This is a genomic window from Bacillus sp. M13(2017), assembly GCF_002218325.1.
In the GTDB taxonomy this organism is placed as follows: Bacteria; Bacillota; Bacilli; order Bacillales; family Bacillaceae_G; genus Bacillus_A; species Bacillus_A thuringiensis_K.
In genome coordinates, this window is record NZ_KZ268511.1 from 152634 (window position 1) to 176976 (window position 24343).

Sequence of the window (24343 nt, forward strand, 5' to 3'; positions counted from 1 at the left end):
AATTAGCGTGCATGAGAAGGTTTTTTTCTTGCGGATGCGAATACAATTAAAGTGTATGAGTTGTAGGATGGAGAGTGGAAATATTGCGTTTTGTAACGGCGAAAAAAGAAGAAAAGGTATTTGTAGGTATTGTGGATGAAGAAGAAGAAAAGGTATTACACTTAAGAGAAGCGCAAAGACAAAAAGGGGAAAAGGTTACAATCCCTATTACAATGCTAGAGTGTATTGAAAGAGGGACTGAATGCTTTGAGAAAGTATGTGAAATTGTAAATTGGGCAAAAGAGAACGGGGAAGCGGCGTATTATCCGTTAACAGAGGTGAAAATATTAGCACCGATTCCAAGGCCAAGAAAGAATATTTTGTGCGTTGGAAAAAACTATCGTGAGCATGCGGTAGAAATGGGCGGAGTAGAGTCTATTCCAGAAAATATAATGATCTTTACGAAAGCACCAACAACAGTTATTGGCATAAATGAGCAAATTAATGGTCACCCTCATGCAACGGACGAACTAGATTACGAAGGAGAATTAGCTATCATTATTGGTAAGCGAGGGAAACAAATTAAAAAAGAAAAAGCGCTTGAGCATGTTTTTGGTTATACGATTATCAATGATGTAACAGCTCGAGACATTCAAAGAAAACATAAACAGTTTTTCCTTGGGAAAAGCTTCGATACATTTTGTCCGATGGGACCGTATTTAATTCATAAATCGGTGGTTAATGCGCCGAATTCATTACACATTGAAACGGTAGTAAATGGAGAAGTAAGGCAAACTTCCAACACAAATAAAATGATTTTTCCAATAGAAGAAATTATTTCAACGATAAGTAAAGGAATGACTTTAGAACCAGGCGATATTATCGCAACAGGAACCCCGGCTGGTGTCGGAAAAGGTTTCACGCCACCAAAGTTTTTACATGCTGGTGATGAAGTGGTTATTACAGTAGAAGGAATTGGTACTTTGCGAAATGTAGTGAAGTGAAGAAAAGAGCTATCTTGTTAAAAGATAGCTCTTTTTTATGGCCTTGGGTTATAGAGGTAATCGATAACGGAAAAAGTGTAAAGACCAATGAATGCAAGTGTACAAATGCCAAATAGTATAACCGTAAGTGCGCTTTTTTCTCGTCCAAAACCAATGATAGTAAGAATAACAGCAGTCCAAAATGATGCTTTCAGTAGTGTGAATGTAGTAGAAGTTGAGTAGTGAGTAAGCCATGTTGTGGAAAGTAGGAAGCCAAAGAATGTAACTAAAATAAAAGATGTAGCTAAATAGTTAATATGTTTACCATATCTTAATAGCATATCGCACCTCCTTTACGATTTTAAAATACAGAAAATTACAATTTTATCTTAATATAAATGAATATAAAAAGAAAGAGGTTGTCCCAATATGTCGGACAACCTCTCTATCATTACGATAATACAGCTTTAATTTTTTGGAATGCCCACTCTAAATCTTCTTCAGAGATTACTAGAGGTGGTGCGATACGAATTACGTTTTCATGTGTTTCTTTACATAGTAGACCAGCTGCTTTTAGTTGTTCACAGTAAGGACGAGCTGGTTCGTTTAATTCGATACCGATGAATAAACCTTTACCGCGAACTTCAGTGATCATTGGGTTATCAATTTCTTTTAATTGCCCAACTAATTTTTCTCCTAATTGAAGAGAACGCTCTGTTAATTTTTCTTCTTCTAACACTTCAAGAGCTGCGATAGACACAGCACATGCAAGTGGATTACCACCGAATGTAGAACCGTGAGAACCTGGCTCAAATACACCTAAAATGTCACGGTTTGCTGCAACGCAAGAGATCGGGAACACGCCGCCGCCAAGCGCTTTGCCAAGTATGTACATGTCAGGAGTTACATCGTCCCAGTCACAAGCGAATACTTTACCAGTACGGCCTAAGCCAGTTTGGATTTCATCTGCTACGAATAAAACGTTTTCTTTTTTACATACTTCAAAAGCTTCTTTTAAGTAACCAGCTGGTGGGATGTTAATTCCTGCTTCACCTTGAATTGGCTCTAAAATGAATGCTGCTGTGTTTGGTGTAATTGCAGCTTTTAACGCTTCTAAATCACCGTAAGGAATTACAACGATGCCAGGAAGCATTGGACCGAATCCACGCTTGTATTCTTCATTTGAAGACATAGAAACAGAACCCATTGTACGTCCGTGGAAGTTATCTTCACAAACGATGATTTCAGCACGGTTTGCTTCTACTTTCTTCACATCATAAGCCCAGCGACGAACTGTTTTAATTGCAGTTTCAACAGCTTCAGCACCTGTATTCATTGGAAGTACCATTTCTTTATTAGTTAGTTTCGCAACTTTTTCGTACCAAGGACCTAATTGATCGCTATGGAAAGCACGAGAAGTTAACGTAACACGATTAGCTTGGTCAATTAAAGCGTTAATAATTTTCGGGTGACGATGACCTTGGTTTACTGCAGAATATGCACTTAATAAGTCCATATAGCGGTTTCCTTCAGGATCTTCTACCCAAACACCTTCTGCTTTAGAAATAACGATTGGAAGTGGGTGATAGTTATTTGCTCCGTATGTGTCTGTAAGTTCGATAATATCCTTAGTTTGAATCATGATTGTTCCCCCTTTTGTTATTACAAGAAGTTTGTAAATACTCTAAATATTATATCATTTAAATGTAAAAAAGCGAAACATTTCCTGAAAATAAATGAACATGTTATCATATAGAGTGAAAAAGTGTGAAAAGAGGAGGTAAGGGATACGATGGTACATATGCATATTACAGCATGGGCGTTAGGTTTAATTTTATTCTTCGTTGCGTATTCACTTTATTCAGCAGGAAGAAAAGGTAAAGGTGTACATATGGGGCTTCGCCTAATGTATATTATCATTATTGTGACAGGTTTCATGTTGTACATGGGTATTATGAAGACTGCAACAAGTAACATGCACATGTGGTATGGTTTAAAAATGATAGCTGGTATTTTAGTTATCGGTGGAATGGAAATGGTTCTTGTGAAAATGAGCAAGAACAAAGCAACAGGGGCAGTTTGGGGGCTATTTATTGTTGCACTAGTAGCAGTATTTTACCTTGGACTGAAATTACCGATTGGCTGGCAAGTATTCTAATAAAAAATAAAACCACCTTATAATCTCAAAGACTTGGGAGATAAGGTGGTTTTTTACGTTATCCCGTAAACACCAGATTGGTGAAGGTTAATAATTAGTGGGGTTGCCCCACTAATTAAAGTTTTACTTTATGTCGCATCAATATGCAACTCTTCTCCGTTTACTTTTGTAAAACGGAACATATTTTTATTTGATGTAGTGTGACGAACGAAATGATGCTGCAGTGTACAAATCATTTCTTCGTTATCAAACAAAAGAATATTTACTCCTTCGCGTGACTCCTCTTTCGGTAAGAAAGATAAATAATTATGACAATACATGCAATCATATAAAGAGTAGTGAAGTGATTGCAATGATTCCGTTAATAATGTGAAGACAGAGTCAGGTAATTCCTCCAGCCATTCATTATAGCTAAGAAGTAACTTTTTTCGAATACGTATCATTTCACCGTTTTGCAAATGGTGTTGCTCGTTGGCGATTTGTAATACATCTTGTTCATAGAAACGGGCTGGTAGCCAATTGTTATTATACAAAATTTCAAACCCATCTTCGGCAATATCTTCTAATAAAAACGCTTCATCATTTTCATCATCAAAGAATACCCACTCATTGTTTATATATTCTACATTACCGACTGTATGAGCACGGGGTTGATTATATAAAATATGTTTACGTTGTATCATACACGATTTCTCCTTTATGAAAAGTAGTTATTTCTGTTATAGACAGTTCGTGCATTCTTTATAACTAGGCACATCTAGACATAGGTGGGCATACAATAAAACACGTTTTACTGAGTGAAAATGCTATTCCATATGTGGATAGTAGGTTATCGTCAAGTTTTTCATTTTTTAATCCGCATTCTTAGGGTGGGGATTACTGCACGTTCAAGAAAAGAAATAAGATGGAAGGATGATTTATATGTGCGGGATTACAGGATGGGTGGATTATAAACGCTCATTAGAAGGAGAGCGGGACGTCGTTACGAAAATGGCTGAGACGTTAGCGAAGCGTGGCCCAGATGATAATAAAGTTTGGATTAAAGGCAATGTCGCATTTGGGCATAAACGTTTAATCGTTGTGGACCCTGAGGGCGGTAAACAACCGATGACTTGTTTAAAAGATGAAACGAATTACGCCATTTGCTATAACGGTGAACTTTATAACACAGAAGACATTCGAAAGGAATTATTAAGAAGAGGATATACGTTCAAAGGTCATTCTGATACAGAAGTATTATTAGCTTCTTATATTGAATGGAAAGAAGAATGTGTCAGTCATTTAAACGGTATATATGCGTTTGCAGTATGGGACGAACAGAAAGAACAAGTATTTATTGCGAGAGATCGATTAGGTGTAAAGCCACTTTTTTATAAATATGATAGCGGACGCTTATTATTTGGTTCGGAGTTAAAAGCGATATTGTCGCATCCAGATGTGAAGGCGGAAGTAACGTTAGAAGGATTATCAGAAATATTCGGACTCGGACCGTCAAGAACGCCTGGGCACGGTATTTATGCTGGTATAAAAGAATTGCGTCCAGGTCATGCGATGACATTTTCAAAGAACGGTTTATGTATATGGAGATATTGGAATGTAGAAAGTAAAAAACATGAAGACTCTTTTGAAGAAACAGTAGAGAAAACGCGCTTCTTATTACAAGATGCCATTACAAGACAGCTTGTTTCTGATGTACCACTATGTACTTTTTTATCAGGTGGTGTAGATTCGAGCGCTATTACAGCTATCGCAGCGAAAGAATACGAGAGATCAGGAAAAGGGCCATTACACACGTATTCTATTGATTACGAAGATAATGACAAATACTTTAAAGCGAATGCATTCCAGCCAAATTCAGATGCTCCGTTTATTAATTTAATGACTGAGACATTTCAAACAACCCATCATCGCTGCGTCATTTCGAATGAAAAATTAGCAGAGTATTTAACTGAAGCGGTACTCGTTCGTGATTTGCCTGGTATGGCAGATATCGATTCGTCATTATTATGGTTTTGCCGAGAAATTAAACAAGATTTTGTCGTTGGCTTATCTGGAGAATGTGCAGATGAAATATTTGGTGGATATCCGTGGTTTTATAGAGAAGATGATTTACAATCGAGTGCATTTCCGTGGATGCGTTCTACAGAGGCACGTGAACAACTTCTAAAAAAAGAATGGAGAAATAAATTAAATTTACAACAATATGTACAAAGGCGCTATGAAGAGTCGATTCAAGAAGTTCCTATTTTAGAGGGAGAAAGTCCGTTAGAAGCAAAAAGACGTCAATTATTTTATTTAAATATGGTATGGTTTATGACAACATTATTAGACAGAAAAGACCGTATGAGTATGGGGGCGAGCTTAGAAGTACGTGTTCCATTTGCAGATCATCGTCTTGTCGAATATGCGTGGAATATTCCTTGGGAAATGAAAATGTATAAAAACCGCGAAAAAGGTCTATTACGTAAAGCGTTAGAAGATGTACTTCCACATGACATCTTATATAGAAAGAAGAGTCCTTATCCGAAAACTCACAATCCACACTATACAAAAGCAGTAACAGTATGGCTTCAAAGTTTATTAACGGATAAAGGTTCAATTTTACACGAACTGTTTGATAAAGAGCAGTTGAACGAATTGATTCAGTCTGGCGGCAGTGCATTTCAAACACCATGGTTTGGTCAATTGATGACTGGGCCGCAGCTTTTAGCTCATTTAGCACAAATTCACATTTGGTTTAAAGAATATGGGGTAAATATTAAGGAATAACGGAAAAGCGGCTTACAATTATGTAAGTCGCTTTTTATTAAAGAAATTGTCATATAAAATTCAAGATTACCTTGTAAATAATATTTAATTAGAATTATTATTTTGACGTACTTATTATTACTTGTTATAATTGGAAACAAACGTTCTGAAAAGGATTCTCATTTATAAAATTGAGGTGTTATATAGATGACAAAGAAAAAAATAGGTTTACTCGTAATGGCGTATGGAACACCGGAATCATTAGACGATGTAGAGGGATATTATACACATATCCGTCACGGGCGTAAGCCATCAGAAGAAGCGCTTGAAGATTTAATTGGGCGCTATAAAGCGATTGGTGGAATTTCGCCACTTGCAAAAATTACGAAAGAACAGGCGCATAAATTAACAGATTCAATGAATAACATATTTATAGAGTATGAATTTACTTGTTACTTAGGTTTAAAACATATAGCTCCATTTATAGAAGATGCAGTAGAAGAGATGAAGCGTGATAAGATTGGGCAAGCGATTAGTATCGTATTAGCGCCGCATTATTCTACATTTAGCATTAAAGCGTATAATGACCGTGCTATTCGTCTTTCAAAAGAAATCGGTGGTCCTGTTATTGAACCAATTGAACAATGGTATGATGAACCGAAATTTATTTCGTATTGGGCAGACCAAATAAAAGAAACGTTTAAAGAAATTGATGATAAAGAGAAAGCAGTCGTAATTTTTTCAGCACATAGTTTGCCAGAAAAAATTATTGCAGCAGGAGACCCATATGTAGAACAACTAAAGCATACGGCAGATTTAATTGCAGAAGCTGCAAATATTCAAAACTATACAATCGGTTGGCAAAGTGCTGGGAATACTCCAGATCCGTGGATTGGTCCAGATGTGCAAGATTTAACGAAAGATTTATATGAAGAGCATGGGTACGAATATTTCATATATTGCCCAGTTGGTTTTGTAGCGGAGCATTTAGAAGTTTTATATGACAACGATTATGAATGTAAAGTTGTAACGGATGAATTAAATGCCAAATATTTTAGACCAAATATGCCGAATGCGCAATCGGCATTTATCGACTGTTTGGCTGAAATTGTTTCCAAAAAAGTGAAGGAAATAGTTGACAAAGATTTAGTTTTGAATAATAATTAATTTATAATAATTTTAAATAAATAATAATTACTATGAAATAAAGAGGAGGATCCCCCTAGATGAATCCAAATAATCGCTTAACAACAAACCAAGGTGCTCCAGTTGGAGACAACCAAAATTCTCGTACAGCTGGTCGTCGTGGACCGGTATTATTAGAAGACTATCATTTAGTAGAAAAACTTGCACACTTTGATCGTGAACGTATTCCGGAGCGTGTTGTACATGCACGTGGTGCAGGTGCTCACGGTGTATTCGTAACGAAAAATAGTATGAAGCCATATACGAAAGCTGCATTTTTACAAAATGAAGGAACTGAAACACCTGTATTTGTTCGTTTTTCAACGGTTATTCATGGTCAAGGTTCTCCTGAAACAGCACGTGACCCACGTGGGTTCGCTGTTAAATTTTATACAGAAGAAGGAAACTACGATATCGTAGGTAATCATTTACCAGTTTTCTTCATTCGTGATGCAATTAAATTCCCTGATATGGTACATTCTTTAAAACCAGCACCTGATACGAATATTCAAACGCCAGATCGTTACTGGGATTTCATGACGTTAAGTCCGGAATCTACACATATGATGACATGGGTATTTTCTGATTACGGTACACCAGCAAGTTATCGTGAAATGGAAGGTTTCGGCGTCCATTCATTTAAATGGATTAATGAAGAAGGTAAAATTGTTTATATTAAATACCACTGGAAACCACAGCAAGGTGTACGTAACTTAAATGCGAAAGAAGTGCAAGAGGTACAAGGGAAAGACTTCAATCATGCTACTCGTGACTTGTTCGACGCGATCGAAAAAGGAAATCACCCGAAATGGGATTTACACGTACAAGTTATGCAATTAGATGAAATGGATTCTTTAGACTTTGATCCACTAGATCCAACGAAAGTATGGCCAGAAGATCGCTTCCCGTTAATTGAAGTAGGGACAATGACATTAAATCGTAATCCGAAAAACTTCTTTGCAGAAGTAGAACAAGTAGCGTTCTCTCCAAGTGCAACTGTAAATGGTATTGAGCCATCGGAAGATAAATTATTACAAGGTCGTTTATTCTCTTACCCAGATACACAACGTTATCGTCTTGGTGCAAATTACTTGCAAATTCCTGTAAACTGCCCATACGCAGCTGTTCATAATCAACAACGTGATGGTGCGATGCAAGTGAAACAAAACCCATCTACAATCAACTATGAACCTAGTCGTCATGCTGAAAATCCAGTTGAAGACAAAGCTTACCGCGATTCAACTATGAAAGTAGAAGGCTATGTATCTCGTGAAAAAATTGAGAAACCAAATGACTTCAAACAAGCAGGTGAGCGTTACCGTTCATTCTCTAAAGAAGAGCAAGATAACTTAATTGCAAACTTAACAAATGATCTAAAAGACGTAAATGAACGCACAAAATTATTAGCTGTTTGTAACTTCTTCCGTGCAGATCAAGAATACGGTATGCGTTTAGCGCAGGCATTAAATGTTGATATTACGCAATATGTAGGAAATGCTCCGAAATAAATAGGAAAAGACGACCGGGCTTCGGTCGTCTTTTTTGTGTGTAAATTTATGCCGGGGTATTTTTCATCTTCTTCATGTCGGAATTTGTTGGTAAATTGATATGTTGTGTCGAACCGTTGATATATTGAAAGAAACAATCGATATATTTGAAAAATCGTTGATATATCCAAAAAAACGTTGATATATTTACAGTTATACTAGGTGGGGTATGTTGCCTCGTGCGCAAAAAAAGGGATGCAATCTATTAGTAATAGATTGCATCCCTTTTTAGTTTGCTCGCTCTGCATGTTCATAAGCCTTCTCACCATGCATTGAAATATCAAGACCCATGTGTTCTTCGTGTTCATCTACTCGAACAGGGAGGAAGAAGTTGATCGCTTTAATAATGGCATACGTCATGATGATTGTGAATGCATATGTTGCGCCAATCGCTATAAGTTGTTTAAACAGTAACGTGGCATTTCCGTAAAACAATCCGTTCGCACCATCCCCGTTTACGGTAGTAGTTGCAAATAGTCCTGTTGCAATACCGCCCCAAGTTCCTCCGATGCCGTGGCATCCAAAGGCATCAAGTGTATCGTCATACCCAAATTTTGTTTTTAAGAAGAAAACGGCGCCGAAGCATAATATGCCACCAATTGCTCCGATAAGAAGGGCGGAGAAAGGTGTAACGAACCCGCAAGCTGGTGTAATAGCGACTAGACCAGAAACAACTCCGCAAGCAGCTCCCATCGCGGTCGGTTTTGATTGGAAGAACCATTCAGAAAGCATCCAAGTTAGAGCGGAGGCAGCAGCGGCTATATTTGTATTAATAAATGCAGTTAAAGCTACGTCGTTTAAGGATAATGCGCTGCCGACGTTAAAACCGAACCAGCCAAACCATAATAAGCCTGCGCCTAACATTGTAAATGGCAAATGGTGGGGAGAAGAACCATTTATGTTTTTTCGTTTTCCAAGGAAAATAGCTAATACAAGACCAGCAACTCCGGAAGTGATGTGAACGACGTTTCCGCCAGCGAAGTCTAGTGCACCAAGTTCCCTTAGCCACCCGCCGACGCCCCATACCCAATGAGCGACAGGATTGTAAACGATCGTTGTCCATAGAAGGATAAAAATAAGAAAGGCAGAAAATCGCATTCTTTCAGCGAATGCACCTGAAATTAAAGCTGGAGTTAAAATGGCGAACATGAGTTGAAACATCATGAATAAATTGTGAGGAATAGTAGATGAGTAGTCTGGATTTGGTGCGTAGGTAACTCCGTTTAGACCGAACCAATCAAGTGTACCGATAAGCCCGTGCCAATCTGGTCCGAATGATAAAGAATAGCCGATAACAATCCATTGAATCGAAACGATAGCCATTGCGCTATAACTATGCATCGTTGTGCTGAGTACATTTTTGCTGCGAACCATACCTCCATAAAAAAGTGCCAATCCTGGTGTCATCAACATGACCATTACTGTCGTCACAAACATAAAAACTGTATCTCCCATATCCATGATCTCTCCTCCTGTAATGTTAGAAAAAATAACATCTATTTGTTATGTTTCATATCATATTCGAAATTAAACTAAAAATCAACTAAAAATTCAGAAAATTATATGCATGATGTCATAAAACCTAACATGAATTATTTTATGAGGATTAAAATCGACATATGCGTTTCATTCGGATAATTGGTATAATATTCTTACAATTAAAAAGCTTGGGGGATGCGTGTGGGAAAAATACGGACTAGGAAACTATTCATTTGTTTTTGCTTAGCTGTTGTTTTGTTTGTACCAATACATACTTTTGCAGACGAAAAAAGAGAGTGGCGAGATGAAGTTATATACTCCATTATGATTGATCGCTTCAATAATGGAGAACCGAAAAATGACAAACAGTTAGAAGTTGGTAATTTAGAAGGGTATCAAGGAGGGGATATAAGAGGAATTATAAAAAGGTTGGATTACATAAAAGAAATGGGTTTTACTACCGTTATGCTTTCGCCACTTTTTGAAAGTGGAAAGTACGATGGATTAGACGTGCGAAATTTTAAAAAGGTAAATGAACATTTCGGGACAGACAATGATGTGAAAGAACTTGTAAAAGAAGTTCATGCAAAAGGAATGAAAGTTGTATTTCAATTTCCACTTGGAGAAAACGAACAACAGGTAATTGACGCAATGAAATGGTGGATAAAAGAAGTTGATTTAGACGGAAGTTATGTTATACATAGTGAAAAAAAGCCGCGTTCCTTTTGGGATAACGCGCAAAAAGATATGCAAGTGATAAAGAAAGATTTTCGTATTATGACAAAGAAGGATAGCGAATACAACGAAAAAATAGTAGAATCGTTTTCTAAAGCAGATGTATCGGTGAAATCGTTATACGATGTGAGTAAAAAAGAAGGGGAATTTGTTACGTTTTTAGATGATCAAGAAACAAAAAGATATGCGCGTATTGCAAAAGAAAATATGTATTATCCGCCATCACGTTTAAAACTGGCGCTTACATATTTGTTAACATCACCTGGAATTCCGAATTTTTATTACGGAACTGAAATTGCATTAGATGGAGGAAGTGTACCCGATAATAGACGATTAATGGATTTTAAGTCAGACGAAAAATTTATGCAGCACATAACAAAACTAGGTGAACTTAGACAGGCGAGACCGTCTTTACGACGCGGTACGTTTGAGCTACTGTATGATAAGAGCGGTATGAGCATACTAAAACGAAAATATAAAAATGAAGTAACTTTAGTAGCAATTAATAATACGAAAGAAACACAAAAAGTCTCCTTACCTGCAAGTATGATTGGTGAAAAACAAGAGTTAAGAGGATTGTTAGAGGATGAAATTATAAGAGAGGAAGAAGGGGAATTTTATCTCGTTTTAAAGCGTGAAGAATCAAACGTGTATAAAGTTAACGGAGAAACAGGTGTGAATTGGTTATTTATCTCCTTAATCGTTGGGGTGAATGTATTATTTATTGCGTTTTTAATTGCAGTTAAAAGGAAGCGTAGATAAGATGAGAAGTTGCTGGCTCTATGTTCATGTCTTCTTATTGTATATGTAAGTTTGTTCGGTGGCGCGATAGTGTTTATTCTGTTGATATGAAATTTCTTAAGAGAAACGATGTGAGAATGAAAACGTCCCTAGTGAGAGGAGGGCCAGGTTAGGAAGAGGATTTTCTTCCTAACCTGTTTTTTGTGTTAGCACCGATAGGGAAGAATCTTTGAAAAATCAATAATTGCAACTATATTAATTTTACATTACATTAAAAGTTAGAGAATACTCTTATACTAATACAGTGCTAAATAGTAGGTGGGAAAATGGAGTTTTACGATTTGGGTATTACCATTAAAGAGCTTAGAATTAAAAAAAATATATCACAATCCGAATTATGTCATGGAATATGTTCGCAAAGTCAAATTAGCAAAATAGAAAAAGGTGTGATTTATCCATCTAGTATATTGTTATATCAATTATCAGAAAGACTTGGTATTGACCCAAATAATATATTTGCATTAACTCAAAACAAAAAACTAAAATATGTAGAAAATGTAAAATGCGTAATAAAAGATTGCTTAAAGCAAAAACAATACAAAGAACTTTATGAAATAGTGAAAAAAGAGAAAAACGAAAATAACTTCCAATCAACAGAAGATAAACAATTTTTAATATGGCATGAAGCGATTGCTATATTTATGGTGGATAAATCAATAAAAACTGCTTTAGATTTTTTAAATAATGCATTAAAATTAACTGTAACTAATTCAGATTTTTTATCAGAAAGAGAAATAGATATTATGCAGACAATTGCTATATTCCATGGGGAAAATAAAGAATATGAAAAAAGTATTAATATATTAAGAAGGTGTTTAACTAATTTTAATAAGTTAGATTTTCCTAGAGATAAAGAAATTAAATTGAAAATTATTTTTAATTTAGCAAAAATTTTAGGTCATGCAAATCAACATGAAGAGGCAGTAAAATACAATGATATGGGTATCAAACTAGCTATTAATCTAAATACTTTATATTTACTAGGTGAATTATACTATGGAAAAGCTTGGAATTTATTGAAACTTAAACAACCTAATGAAGAAGATGTTGCAAATAACATGAAAAAAGCATTATTTATATTTGAACTAACAGAAAAAGAAAATCTGATAAAAATGGTTAAAGAAAAATATTTTGAAAACCAAACTGAAAAAAGTCACTCATAATTCATTTGGAAATCACTTGAAATATAATAAAACCTACAGGGAAAATCCCTGTAGGTTCTAAACTTATAAACTTTCTTCTAAAATATTAGTGTTTAATATAAATTTTTGAATAAGAGTTTACTTAGTGTACTTTTTATTTTGAAGTCTGCATCTTTATTAACGATGTATGCTTCTTTTTAAATCCATCCGAATATTATTGGTTCAAGTCGGAGGAAGGCACTTTGAGGTGTCTTTTTTTATGACCTTTATCATTAACTATTTAATGTTTTTTTAAATGATTACATGACATATTTTTTTTGTACCAAGCTTTGTTGATACAGTTAGACTTATCCGTTAGTGTATTCGTATTATTAGAACATCCTACAGTATTTAGGGAGAATGTGGCCAATAAAAACCATAATATTAATTTCTTCAAATAACCACTTCTAACTCTTTTTTAATTAACATTTTTTAAGATCCTTACTAATTTTACATTACATTAAAGGTCGGGAAATATTCTTATACTCATAAATTGTTACGTTTTGGCGTGGAGAGGAATTATGAGTTACAGCGATTTTTAAGATGACTTTGGTCTAGGATGTAGTTACTAAGAAAAGTAATTCAAATCGAAGGGAAAACGTCTTAAGGTGTCTTTTCCTTATTTTCAATTTACTTAGCGATTTTTACCACACATACCCTTTTTCTATAGTTTGTTCTCGTAATATTGTCTCTACAAGACAAAAAAGAAAACTCCTCTAATTAAGAGGAGTTTTCTTTTTAGCGGTAGTTAATGAACTGTACGTCGATTGGTAAATCAGCGCTACGAACAGCTGCGATTACTGCTTGTAAGTCATCACGGCTTTTTGCTGTAACACGTACTTGATCATCTTGTACTTGTGTTTTTACTTTTAATTTCATTTCTTTAATGATGTTGTTAATTTTTTTCGCGTTATCTTTATCGATACCTTGTTGAAGTGTTGCGCGTTGGCGAACAGTGTTGCCAGTTGCAGCTTCAACTTTTCCGTAATCTAAGTTCTTAATTGGAACGTTACGTTTTACAAGTTTAGAGATAAGAACGTCTTTTACTTGCTCTAATTTAAACTCGTCATCAGAAGTTAAAACAAGTACTTCTTTTTCTAATTTAATATCACTTTTACTTCCTTTAAAGTCATATCGGTTTTGGATTTCTTTTAATGCGATATTAATTGCGTTTGTTACTTCAGGTAATTCTACTTTCGAAACGATGTCAAAAGAACTATCTTTTGCCATAGTTAGCACCTCCAAATAAATTTCTAATCTTGTTATGTACTGTACATACTAAAGTATAGCTGAAAACGAGTCTAGACTTAAGTGTTTTCGTACTTATATTCATGGAACCTCATTTTATTATAGTGAATTTTGGGCAGTTGGACAAATATAGGAAAAATCATGTTATAATTAACTTTTGTTTGGAATGATAAAAAAGATAATTTTATATATATAGAAGGGAATTAAAAAATATGTATTTGCAAATAGGATCGATTGAACAGGTAACTGTTTTACGCGAAACGGAAATCGGATATATGGTTGGGAATGAAGAAGAAGAAATTTTCCTACATAAAAACGAAGTAGCTGGAGAAATTGAAGAAGGCGATACGATTGATGTATTCTTATACCTTGATCACCAAAATCGTATTTCAGCAACAATGAAGGAACCAATTATTACAACTTATGATTGGAACTGGGTAAAGGTTGTAGAAGTTATTCCTAGTTTAGGTGTGTTTGTTGATATTGGTGTGTCAAAAGATATACTAATTCCAGCTGATGAGTTCCCGATTTATATGCCAGTATGGCCAGAAGTAGGCGACGAATTATATTGTACGTTAAAATTAACGAATCGTGATCGTTTAATTGCTCTTCCGGCAAGAGACAGTGATATGCAAGAAATTATCGTAGATGCAACGCCATCTATGCGTAATAAAAACGTAAACGGACGTGTATATCGTTCACTTCAAGTTGGTTCATTCATACTAACGGATGAGCATTTCCGTGCTTTCCTACACCATACAGAAAGAAAAGAACAAGTCCGCATCGGTCAGCGTGTAACGGGCCGTATTATTGACGTAAAAGATGACGGTACAATTAACATTTCACTTCTTCCTCGTAAAGAAGAAGGAATGGAAGATGATGCTGCAGTAATTTATGCATATATGGAAGAACGAGGCGGAGCAATGCCGTTTTGGGATAAGAGCCATCCAGAAGATATTAAAGAACGCTTTAACATGAGTAAAGCTGCATTTAAGCGCGCACTTGGTAAGTTGATGAAAGAAGAAAAGGTTTACCAAGAAGAAGGTTGGACTTACTTTAAGAAATAAGATGAAAGATTAAAAAGCACACCCTTATCTAAAAAGATAAGGGTGTGCTTTTTTTAATTTCCTTGCGGAGAAACAAGAGTAAACGTATCTTTCAAATCACTATCATTTATTTTAATATTTGCCTTTTTTAATTCCTCTTGTAACAATTTTTTGCTGAATACAGGATCAGCAGTACGTTCTTCCTCTAAGTTTTTGCGAATAGAGTTTTTTACTTCATCGTAAGGTTTTAAATCTTTTTTATCAGTTAATTTAATAACGTGATAACCGTTTGATGATTTTACGGGGTTGCTAATTTGTCCAACATTTAGTTTGTAGGCAGCCGTTTCGAATTCAGGAGCCATTGTACCTGAATTGAAGTATCCAAGGTCTCCGCCTTTATCTTTTGATAGTAGATCTTGTGATTCTTGTTTTGCTAATTCTTCAAATGAAGCACCAGCATCTAGTTTACTCTTTATTTCTTTCGCTTCATTTTCGTCACTTACTAAAATGTGACTCGCTTTAATTTCTGGCTTATAGTGGTCTTTTACGTCTTTCTCTGTAATGCTTTTCTTAATCGCTTCATTCATAGCAAGTTTGAACTTAATTTGATTTTTATAATCCTCTTCATCTTTTAAACCATTATTTTCTAATACTTTTTTGAATTGATCTCCATATTGTTTTTTTACTTTTTCTACTTCTTTATTTACCTCTTCATCAGGTACTTTATATTTTTTTGTGATGACGTCTTGTGCCATCATTTCGTATAGCATGTCTTTTCCGTAACGATCTTTTAATTGTTTTTCGAAGTTATCCTTTGTAATGGTCGAGTCTGTTGCTGTAGCGACTGTAGCTGAGCCGTTTTTTTGTCCGCAAGCAGATAACATCAATATACTTATTAGTGCAGTAATAATGAAAATATGTTTCCCTCTCATGCCAACACCTCATCCGAATATGTTATCGCTATTGTAGAATATAGAAGTGAACATGAAGTGAATTTTTAATGTTTTTTCCTTTAAAATGTAAAAAAGTACATCAACATAATTGTTGATGTACGATGGAATCAAAGGTGATCGGTCTTTTTAGAGTATGCACGTTTACCTTGCTGAATATTTTTTTGCTCTTGCTCATTTTTTTGTGTGCGTTTTGCGTTATTATCGCGTGCTTTTTTGTCGTTATCACTCGTATGTGGCATATGTATCAACTCCATTTCTAAACGTTGTACGTTTATCATTTCCTTTTTCGTAAAGACTATGTATAGCGGTGCATTTATGAAGGGTAAAGGTGGATTCCAAATGGATTTGAAGTTGAATTATACTGAACTTATAAAGAAGTTAATCGTTGTAATCATCGCAGGTTTATTAAACGCGATTGGGATGAATTTATTTTTAACGCCAGCAAAAGTGTATGCGAGCGGCTTTGCTGGATTGTCTCAATTATTATCACAAATATTAGGTGATTTTTTATCGATTCACATATCTACGGGAGTATTGTTTAGCTTATTTAATATTCCTGTCGTTATTTTAGCGTGGAAAAAGGTTGGAAAGGCCTTCACCTTTTTTAGTTTTCTTTGTGTTATATTTATGACTCTGTTTCTAGAAATTATCCCTGTTAGAGCGGTTTCGAATGATATCATATTAAATGCGATTTTTGGCGGAATTATTTCGGCAATTGGAGTAGGGATTGCTTTAAAGTGGGGTGCTTCTACAGGCGGATTAGATATTATTGCCATGATTTTATCAAAAATAAAAGATAAGCCTGTCGGTACATACTTTTTCTTTTTTAATGCAATTATCATTATCGCTGCTGGCTATGTATATGGATGGGAAAAAGCGTTGTATACGCTAGTGACTTTATATGTGTCAACGAGAATTATTGATGCAATTCATACTCGTCATGTAAAGATTACAGCATTAATTGTTACGAAGAATGGGGCAGACGTAAGAAAGGCGATTCACTCGCGATTAGTAAGAGGGATTACAACGATACCAGCAACAGGTGCTTATACGAATGAAAATAAAGAAATGTTAATGATGGTTATTACCCGTTACGAGTTATACGAATTAGAGAGGATTATTAAACAAGTGGACCCAGGTGCATTTACAAATATACTGCAAACAGTTGGGGTGTTCGGATTGTTTCGGAAAGATTAAAGAGGACCAAAGTTGGTCCTCTTTTTTAATGTAAATTCGTAATGTTTTGCAATTGCTCTTGCATTTCACGGAGCTGAACTTTTTCAGCAGTTGAAGAGTTTGCGTAAGCGGATTGCAAAGCATTTTTTGCTCTATACACGAGATCTTGTTGCTCAGTACCGCTTGAACAAGATACGGCATTTTCAACAGCATCTCTAGCTTGTTGGAATAGTAAGTTCCCCATTTAAACCCCTCCAAAAGAAGAGTTACTTCTTGCTTTTTCTGCCTCAGCTAATGTACCTCTGTACGGGAATCTTGCATCATGCTTCATAACAGCATCGGCTCCTTGTTGGATAAAACGTTTTGATTTGTTCTTTTTACCCATTCGAAAAACCCCCTTTATTTAGCTGAAAACAATCGACGCGATGTCTCATGCGTCTACTTATAGTATGGACATTTGGCAGGAAACTATAAGTAGGGAATTTTTAGATTACAACCCAAGAACCTCTTCTAAATATAAAGCAATACCATCTTCTTCGTTCGTTAACGTCGTATGGTTTGCGAGTGATTTTAATTCAGGGATGGCATTTCCCATTGCAATGCCGTGACCAGCAAATTCAATCATTTCAAAATCATTATCTTCATCACCGAAAGCGATAATTCGCTCTTGTGGAATGTTGTAATGACTAGAGATTTTTTGTAATCCAACTGCTTTATTTAATCCACTTTTCACAATTTCAATAATCGGCCAAGGTGCGCCCCATTTTCTATGGTCGATTACTTCCGCATGCATATCCGTTAAATGTTGACGAATTGCAGTGGAATGCTCGTCATGTGCATCAATTAATAAGCAAGTTGGATGATCGTTTAAAATATTTAATAAGTCTCCCGTAAAAATCTTAGGAGAGCCGAATTCGAAAATATGTTTTTTATCTTCATCAATTTCACGAACATACACATCGTCCATTACTTCCGCGTATATATTTTTTACGCCGAAATCAAAGCAAGCTCGTACAATTTCTTGCGCTGTTGCTAGCTCAAGAGGAGAGTGGTGTGTTCCCCAGCTTGAATCAAGAGGATGATGTACGTAAGCACCGTTAAAGTTTACGATAGGTGTGTTAAGAGCAAGTTCTTTATAGTAATCATAACTAGCACGGAATGGACGTCCTGTTGAAATAACAACAATATGTCCCTGTTCCTTTGCTTTTGCAATTGTATGTTTCGTTCGAGTGGAAATTATTTTGTTGTCTGTTAATAAAGTACCGTCTAAGTCTAATGCGATTAAATGTTGTTTGTTCATAATTTCACCTCTTATAATAATTTTTTTGTATCTATCTGTATTTCCGTTTTTAATATGCAGAAATAAGAGGTTAGACTTGGTGAAATCACCATAGATGGAAATTTCACTATATATCCATCTTACGTCTCAAAGTGCTGTGGTGTCTACTATTTATCGTTGGAAATCAAGAGAAGTCAACATCTTTTTAGAAAGTTCAAACAATGTTTCTTTCATTATGTACAAATTGTGAAAAGGGTTACATTGCTCGTATAATGAGGCATATAATGAATATGTAATCTTCTCGTATATGTTTGACTCTCCTTTGAAACTAGCCTAGAGTAGGTTGGTTTCTTTTTTTCTACAAGTAGGAAAGAAATCCCTGCTTACGCTCGTGTCATTCATATATATGTACAAGAATGAGATGTAGTACTGTTTCCTAAACATGACAGAAAAGCTTTCTTTTAAAATGGATATACTAATGAGGCAAGACGTCATGGAAGGAGAATGAAGATGGGACAAAATCGCAGGTTTCGTTCTGGACAAAAAGCGCCGAATGATGGCATTTACGTAGAAATTGGTGAAACGGGAAGTATGGTGAAAGATCCGCAAATGGTGAAATTAACTGCCGGTGAAAAGTTTCCGGATAACACGAATCATAACCGCCAGTGGACATATAAAAGAAAACCGTAACAGGAGCCGCAATCGTTATTGCGGCTTTTTTGTCGTCACACATTGTAATTTCATTTACCGTATTTTTTTAGCAGTATAATGAATGCTCTCTTTTTCTTTTTCCAATAATAAGTTTGAAAATACATAATCAAAATTATTGTATAAAAAAGTCAGTTGGCGTATAATCAAATCAAAGGTCAAAGAAAGTCAAACTTTTGGAGGGCTGTAAAGATGGACTTAAATCAAATGACAACAAAAACACAAGAGGCGATTATGAGTGCCCAATCTTTAGCGGTATCTCATCATCACCAAGAGGTGGATACTGTTCATCTATTACTTGCATTATTAGAAGAGCAAGATGGATTAGCAGTACGTATATTTCAAAAAATGAATGTTGATATAGAAGCAATAAAGCAAGGTGCAGAAAGTTTAATTAAAAAGAAACCTTCTGTAACGGGGAGCGGTGCAGAAGTTGGAAAACTGTATGTAACGAGCGCTCTGCAACAACTGCTTGTAAGAGCAGGGAAAGAGGCAGAAAAACTGCAGGATGATTATATTTCAGTAGAACATGTATTGCTTGCTTTTTCTGAAGAAAAAGGCGATATAAATCAATTATTTACAAGATTGCATATTACGAAAGATAACTTATTACAGTCTTTAATGACAGTTCGGGGGAATCAAAGAGTGACTAGTCAAAATCCAGAAGCAACTTATGAGGCGTTAGAAAAATATGGTCGTGATTTAGTAGCGGAAGTGAGAGCAGGGAAAATTGATCCTGTAATCGGACGGGATAGTGAAATTCGACGTGTAATCCGTATTCTTTCACGTAAAACGAAAAACAATCCTGTTTTAATTGGGGAGCCAGGTGTTGGTAAAACAGCAATCGTTGAAGGGCTAGCACAGCGTATTGTGAAAAAGGATGTACCTGAAGGATTGAAAGATAGAACGATTTTTGCGTTAGATATGAGTGCGCTCGTAGCTGGTGCGAAATTCCGTGGTGAGTTCGAAGAGCGTCTGCAGGCTGTATTAAATGAAATAAAAAAGAGTGAAGGACGCATTTTATTATTCATTGATGAACTTCATACAATAGTTGGAGCTGGTAAAACAGAAGGTGCGATGGATGCAGGAAATATGTTAAAACCGATGCTTGCGCGTGGTGAACTGCATTGTATTGGAGCGACGACGCTCGATGAATATCGCAAATATATTGAAAAAGATCCAGCGCTAGAAAGACGTTTCCAACAAGTATTAGCAGAAGAACCAACTGTTGAAGATACAATCTCAATTTTACGTGGATTAAAAGAACGCTTTGAAATTTATCACGGTGTAAATATTCATGACCGTGCGATTGTAGCAGCATCAGTTTTATCAGATCGATATATTTCAGATCGCTTCTTACCTGATAAAGCGATTGACCTTGTTGACGAAGCGTGTGCAACAATTCGTACAGAAATCGATTCTATGCCAACAGAATTAGATGAAGTAACGCGCCGCATTATGCAGCTGGAAATTGAAGAAGCGGCTCTTGGAAAAGAAACGGATCGTGGTAGCCAAGAGCGTCTAAAAACATTGCAACATGAATTATCGGATTTAAAAGAAGTTGCAAGTGGTATGAGAGCGAAATGGGAGAAAGAAAAAGAAGACATTCACAAAGTTCGTGACTTACGTGAACATTTAGAACGTCTGCGCCGTGAATTAGAAGAAGCAGAAGGTAATTACGATTTAAATAAAGCAGCCGAACTTCGTCACGGGAAAATTCCAGCAATTGAAAAAGAGTTAAAAGAAGCGGAAGAAATGGGTGCGCATAATAAACAAGAAAATCGTTTATTACGTGAGGAAGTAAGTGAAGAAGAAATTGCAGATATTGTTTCACGCTGGACTGGTATTCCTGTTGCTAAACTTGTTGAAGGCGAACGCGAGAAATTATTACGCTTAGAGCAAATCTTATCAGAGCGTGTCATTGGACAAGAGGAAGCAGTAAGCTTAGTGTCAGACGCGGTTCTTCGTGCTCGCGCTGGTATTAAAGATCCGAACCGCCCGATTGGTTCTTTCATCTTCTTAGGACCAACAGGTGTTGGTAAAACAGAACTTGCAAAAACGTTAGCACAGTCTTTATTCGATAGTGAAGAGCAAATGATTCGCATTGACATGTCTGAGTATATGGAGAAACACGCAGTGTCACGCTTAATTGGTGCGCCTCCTGGATATGTAGGATATGAAGAAGGTGGTCAATTAACAGAAGCGGTAAGACGTAAACCATATTCCGTTGTTTTATTAGATGAAATTGAAAAAGCACATCCAGAAGTATTCAACATTTTATTACAAATGTTAGATGATGGACGCATTACAGATTCGCAAGGTCGTACAGTGGACTTTAAAAATACAGTTATTATTATGACTTCAAATATTGGATCTGCTCATTTACTAGATGGATTAGAAGAAAATGGTTCGATTAAAGAGGAATCAAGAGACCTTGTAATGGGGCAATTAAGAGGACATTTCCGCCCTGAATTTTTAAACCGTGTTGATGAAATTATTTTATTCAAACCTCTTACAACGAATGAAATTAAAGGCATTGTTGATAAGATTGTAAAAGAACTACAAGGTCGTCTAGCTGACCGTCACATTACAGTAGAATTAACAGATGCAGCAAATGAATTTGTTGTAGAAGCTGGTTTCGACCCAATGTACGGAGCTCGTCCATTAAAACGATACGTACAACGTCAAGTGGAAACGAAATTAGCACGAGAATTAATTGCAGGAACAATTACTGACAATAGTCACGTAGTTGTTGATGTAGAAAATAACGAACTAGTCGTTCATGTGAAATAAAAATAAAAAAGAGTTCGGATAAAATCCGGACTCTTTTTTTAGTGTTGTTCTACTGGCTCGTTTGGAATTGCAGCTGAAATTGCTAGTACTAACACAGCAAGAACAACTGAGAAAATAGACGCTTGGTTAAAGTCGTATGTACCGCCAGTCATAGAGCCGATTACATAGCTCATCATATGTACAAGTAAGAACGACCAAATTAATGCCCAAATGAAACGCATATTTTACACCTCTATTCGTTCAATCTGTCCTTATTGTAACACAATTGAAAAAAGAATATAGAAAAATATTTGTAGATTTTTCAACGCAAATTTGCATTCCGTTCATACATTATAAAAGAGTGGTTTTATATGTTTAGAAAATAAGGCGGGGGAAAAATGAGTATTACGGAACGTTTTTTTTACTTAGAAAAAGAACCATGTGTCATTTATTTACCGGAGAAGCCAAATGGATTTTCTGTTATGCTCCTCGGTGATTATAACTACTTTATTGAGAATGGTACAAGTTTATGGACACAGCATGCGGGTAGATCTTATTTTTTACATGGCCTTATTGAGCAAGGCTACACGGTCTTTTCTTCTAATTTATACGGAAGACATTGGGGAAACGACCAATCTGTTCGTCTAGCAAAACGTTTATATGACGTTGTGTTGAGAAAAGAGACATTGAATGCGAAAATGCACATTATGGCAGATGGTATGGGAGCACTTGTAGCACTCGAAATGATGAACAAATACCCTGAGTGTATACGCTCTGTCATTATGTTAAATCCGTGTTTAGATTTACCAGAATATGTGGAGTTTGAAAAAGAGCATAAGTTTTTTTACAAGAGACTCGTGAAGGAATTAAGTTTGGCGTATGATGCCAAAGAAGAAGAATTAGAATCAAAAATAAATAAGAAATCATTTACGCTTCTTCCATCTTGTGTACCGGTCAAAGTTTTCGTATCAACCCAAGAAAAAAGAGGAAGAAAACAGCAATTGCGTAAATATGAGAAAATGAGGCAATTCAATCAATGTGATACTTCTGTCTTGTTCCATCTGCAAGATGTGAAATATAAAATGGTTAGGCAAACGACCGATTTCTTTAAAAAATATGAAGAAGAATTGTGAAGCTCCCATATACATAAATGAGGAGCTATTTGTTTCAGAGGGAAAGGGTTGGTGGTATGGAACGCGTGCTGATAATAGGTGCACTTACGTTTGTAGGTTATCACCTTGTAAATAAAATGATTGAAGAAGAAGTGGAAGTATATGGTCTTGATTTTGATGAATTCGATAGTATGACCAAAATTAATGAAGAGAAGTTATTATTAATTGGGCGAAATGCATTATTTACGTATTATTCGATAAGAGATGAAGATGGATGGAGATCAGTAGAGGAAGAGAGCTTTGATACTGTTTACTTTTGCTTATATGAGCCAAATCAGCAAAGTGGATTTCGGAATGAAAGAGTCATATTACAATATTTAAAGCGAATCATAAGAATGTGTGAAGAACAAAAAGTGAAGTTAAATTTAATTTCTTCTATTGAAGTAGGTAGTACAGATGAATCAGAAAATAAGCGCCTATTTTTGAAAGTAGAAGAAGGATTGAAGAAAGGGAATTTACAATATAGTGTATTTCGAGTTCCTACATTATATGGACCGTGGCAACCATCTTTTATGATGTATCATCAGCTCATTTTATCAGAATTAGACGAGAAAGAGTGCCGTTGTACGAGTGAGGAAAAAGGAAGTGATTTACTTTACATTGAAGATGTATGTGAATACTTATGGGAACATGGAACGAGCGGGGCGCATCTTGGTATATACAATTTACTTAGTGGTAAACAGTCATTATGGGAAAAAGGTATGAATCTTTTACGCGCGGATGATAAAGTAAATCAAAATAATAACGAAGTAAGAGATGAGGCTATCGAAGTAATTTCGATAAAAAGAAATACTCCGTTAGAATATGGTTTAAATAAGCAACTGGCACACATGAAAAAATATAAAGAGTTATACGAAGAGTAGCACGCGTGTTACACTATTGTATGTGAAAGTTTTAATGGAGAGGAAGAGCATAATATGAACGAAAAAAGCATGCAGTTTTTACAAATCGCAATGAAGCATTTACCGGAAGCAAAGGCAATTTTAGATGATAATGGAATTGCACTTGATATGGAGAAGGCACAGCCGGTGTTAGAGTTGTTAATGAAAGTTATGAATGAAGCTTATGAGCTTGGGAAAGCAGATAAAGAATAAAAAGCATCTTTTTAAGATGGAAGAGAGGCCCGAACCGTGGGTAGAAGCGGTCAGGGCCTTTTTTATTCTCGCCTGGGGGAAAACAAGAGATATGAAGAG

At 35.8% G+C, this 24343-nt stretch carries 25 protein-coding genes; 14 read left to right on the forward strand and 11 right to left on the reverse strand.

Annotated elements, in window-relative coordinates; all coding sequences use genetic code 11:
* Positions 1–83: 83 nt before the first annotated feature.
* Entirely contained in the window at positions 84–983 is a 900-nt protein-coding gene (locus tag CGQ22_RS23015; protein WP_001213073.1) for a fumarylacetoacetate hydrolase family protein, read from the forward strand.
* A gap of 35 nt (positions 984–1018) precedes the next feature.
* Here the strand turns inward: CGQ22_RS23015 and CGQ22_RS23020 are convergent, their stop codons facing one another.
* Positions 1019–1303, reverse strand: a complete 285-nt coding sequence (locus CGQ22_RS23020) for a hypothetical protein (protein WP_000926865.1) — start codon at positions 1301–1303, stop codon at positions 1019–1021.
* 110 nt (positions 1304–1413) lie between these two features.
* On the reverse strand, positions 1414–2604 hold the full coding sequence (rocD, locus tag CGQ22_RS23025; protein ID WP_000616657.1) for an ornithine aminotransferase: 1191 nt from the start codon (positions 2602–2604) through the stop codon (positions 1414–1416).
* Between the two features lie 150 nt (positions 2605–2754).
* On the opposite strand from rocD, the gene CGQ22_RS23030 reads away from it, so the two are divergent.
* On the forward strand, positions 2755–3120 hold the full coding sequence (locus CGQ22_RS23030; RefSeq protein WP_000233490.1) for a YisL family protein: 366 nt from the start codon (positions 2755–2757) through the stop codon (positions 3118–3120).
* 128 nt (positions 3121–3248) lie between these two features.
* On the opposite strand, the gene CGQ22_RS23035 is transcribed toward CGQ22_RS23030, so the two are convergent.
* Positions 3249–3803 (reverse strand): DUF2777 domain-containing protein, encoded by a 555-nt coding sequence (locus CGQ22_RS23035; protein WP_000616044.1) that lies wholly within the window; start codon positions 3801–3803, stop codon positions 3249–3251.
* 238 nt (positions 3804–4041) lie between these two features.
* Between CGQ22_RS23035 and asnB the strand changes: the two genes are divergently transcribed.
* From asnB to katB, 3 genes are all read left to right on the forward strand, one after another.
* Positions 4042–5889 (forward strand): asparagine synthase (glutamine-hydrolyzing), encoded by a 1848-nt coding sequence (asnB, locus tag CGQ22_RS23040; RefSeq protein ID WP_089149404.1) that lies wholly within the window; start codon positions 4042–4044, stop codon positions 5887–5889.
* Positions 5890–6075: 186 nt separating this feature from the next.
* Positions 6076–7035, forward strand: coding sequence for a ferrochelatase (gene hemH, locus CGQ22_RS23045; protein WP_000162631.1), 960 nt, complete (start codon positions 6076–6078; stop codon positions 7033–7035).
* 59 nt (positions 7036–7094) lie between these two features.
* Positions 7095–8561 carry a catalase KatB gene (katB, locus tag CGQ22_RS23050; RefSeq protein ID WP_089149405.1) on the forward strand — a complete coding sequence of 489 codons (1467 nt, stop codon included), beginning with the start codon at positions 7095–7097 and terminating at the stop codon, positions 8559–8561.
* A gap of 267 nt (positions 8562–8828) precedes the next feature.
* Here katB and CGQ22_RS23055 read toward each other — a convergent pair whose 3' ends face one another.
* Entirely contained in the window at positions 8829–10061 is a 1233-nt protein-coding gene (locus CGQ22_RS23055) for an ammonium transporter (RefSeq protein WP_074593898.1), read from the reverse strand.
* Positions 10062–10274: 213 nt separating this feature from the next.
* Between CGQ22_RS23055 and CGQ22_RS23065 the strand changes: the two genes are divergently transcribed.
* Both CGQ22_RS23065 and CGQ22_RS23070 read left to right on the forward strand, forming a co-directional pair.
* Entirely contained in the window at positions 10275–11576 is a 1302-nt protein-coding gene (locus tag CGQ22_RS23065; protein ID WP_089149406.1) for an alpha-amylase family glycosyl hydrolase, read from the forward strand.
* A gap of 305 nt (positions 11577–11881) precedes the next feature.
* Positions 11882–12778: a helix-turn-helix domain-containing protein gene (locus CGQ22_RS23070; RefSeq protein WP_000397889.1), complete on the forward strand. Its 897-nt coding sequence runs from the start codon at positions 11882–11884 to the stop codon at positions 12776–12778.
* Between the two features lie 756 nt (positions 12779–13534).
* On the opposite strand, the gene CGQ22_RS23080 is transcribed toward CGQ22_RS23070, so the two are convergent.
* A complete protein-coding gene (locus CGQ22_RS23080) occupies positions 13535–14026 on the reverse strand; it encodes a YajQ family cyclic di-GMP-binding protein (RefSeq protein WP_001040149.1) in 492 nt (163 codons plus the stop codon).
* Between the two features lie 230 nt (positions 14027–14256).
* On the opposite strand from CGQ22_RS23080, the gene CGQ22_RS23085 reads away from it, so the two are divergent.
* Positions 14257–15111 carry a CvfB family protein gene (locus tag CGQ22_RS23085; protein ID WP_000281260.1) on the forward strand — a complete coding sequence of 285 codons (855 nt, stop codon included), beginning with the start codon at positions 14257–14259 and terminating at the stop codon, positions 15109–15111.
* A 53-nt stretch (positions 15112–15164) separates the two neighbouring features.
* On the opposite strand, the gene prsA is transcribed toward CGQ22_RS23085, so the two are convergent.
* Together prsA and CGQ22_RS23095 are read right to left on the reverse strand one after the other, a co-directional pair.
* Positions 15165–16022, reverse strand: coding sequence for a peptidylprolyl isomerase PrsA (gene prsA / locus CGQ22_RS23090; protein ID WP_086408172.1), 858 nt, complete (start codon positions 16020–16022; stop codon positions 15165–15167).
* A gap of 128 nt (positions 16023–16150) precedes the next feature.
* Positions 16151–16282 (reverse strand): DUF3941 domain-containing protein, encoded by a 132-nt coding sequence (locus CGQ22_RS23095; RefSeq protein ID WP_001120851.1) that lies wholly within the window; start codon positions 16280–16282, stop codon positions 16151–16153.
* 100 nt (positions 16283–16382) lie between these two features.
* Between CGQ22_RS23095 and CGQ22_RS23100 the strand changes: the two genes are divergently transcribed.
* Positions 16383–17240 carry a YitT family protein gene (locus tag CGQ22_RS23100; RefSeq protein ID WP_000364431.1) on the forward strand — a complete coding sequence of 286 codons (858 nt, stop codon included), beginning with the start codon at positions 16383–16385 and terminating at the stop codon, positions 17238–17240.
* A 25-nt stretch (positions 17241–17265) separates the two neighbouring features.
* Here CGQ22_RS23100 and CGQ22_RS23105 read toward each other — a convergent pair whose 3' ends face one another.
* The 3 genes from CGQ22_RS23105 to CGQ22_RS23115 form a co-directional block, all read right to left on the reverse strand.
* Positions 17266–17463 (reverse strand): DUF3813 domain-containing protein, encoded by a 198-nt coding sequence (locus CGQ22_RS23105; protein WP_000527407.1) that lies wholly within the window; start codon positions 17461–17463, stop codon positions 17266–17268.
* On the reverse strand, positions 17464–17604 hold the full coding sequence (locus tag CGQ22_RS23110) for a hypothetical protein (protein WP_000516816.1): 141 nt from the start codon (positions 17602–17604) through the stop codon (positions 17464–17466).
* A gap of 105 nt (positions 17605–17709) precedes the next feature.
* Positions 17710–18519: a Cof-type HAD-IIB family hydrolase gene (locus CGQ22_RS23115; protein WP_001041231.1), complete on the reverse strand. Its 810-nt coding sequence runs from the start codon at positions 18517–18519 to the stop codon at positions 17710–17712.
* A 489-nt stretch (positions 18520–19008) separates the two neighbouring features.
* Here CGQ22_RS23115 and CGQ22_RS23125 point away from each other — a divergent pair, with 489 nt between their 5' ends.
* Positions 19009–19188 carry a YjzC family protein gene (locus CGQ22_RS23125; RefSeq protein WP_000531421.1) on the forward strand — a complete coding sequence of 60 codons (180 nt, stop codon included), beginning with the start codon at positions 19009–19011 and terminating at the stop codon, positions 19186–19188.
* Positions 19189–19398: 210 nt separating this feature from the next.
* A complete protein-coding gene (gene clpB / locus CGQ22_RS23130; RefSeq protein ID WP_089149408.1) occupies positions 19399–21999 on the forward strand; it encodes an ATP-dependent chaperone ClpB in 2601 nt (866 codons plus the stop codon).
* 38 nt (positions 22000–22037) lie between these two features.
* Here the strand turns inward: clpB and CGQ22_RS23135 are convergent, their stop codons facing one another.
* Positions 22038–22220 (reverse strand): YjzD family protein, encoded by a 183-nt coding sequence (locus CGQ22_RS23135; protein ID WP_001211116.1) that lies wholly within the window; start codon positions 22218–22220, stop codon positions 22038–22040.
* Positions 22221–22376: 156 nt separating this feature from the next.
* Here CGQ22_RS23135 and CGQ22_RS23140 point away from each other — a divergent pair, with 156 nt between their 5' ends.
* From CGQ22_RS23140 to CGQ22_RS23150, 3 genes are read left to right on the forward strand one after another with little or no spacing between them, the layout of a single operon-like run.
* Positions 22377–23111 carry a lipase family protein gene (locus tag CGQ22_RS23140; RefSeq protein ID WP_000028713.1) on the forward strand — a complete coding sequence of 245 codons (735 nt, stop codon included), beginning with the start codon at positions 22377–22379 and terminating at the stop codon, positions 23109–23111.
* A gap of 29 nt (positions 23112–23140) precedes the next feature.
* Positions 23141–24013 (forward strand): NAD-dependent epimerase/dehydratase family protein, encoded by an 873-nt coding sequence (locus tag CGQ22_RS23145; protein WP_002163889.1) that lies wholly within the window; start codon positions 23141–23143, stop codon positions 24011–24013.
* 54 nt (positions 24014–24067) lie between these two features.
* Positions 24068–24244: a ComZ family protein gene (locus CGQ22_RS23150; protein ID WP_001986215.1), complete on the forward strand. Its 177-nt coding sequence runs from the start codon at positions 24068–24070 to the stop codon at positions 24242–24244.
* The last annotated feature ends 99 nt before the right edge of the window (positions 24245–24343 follow it).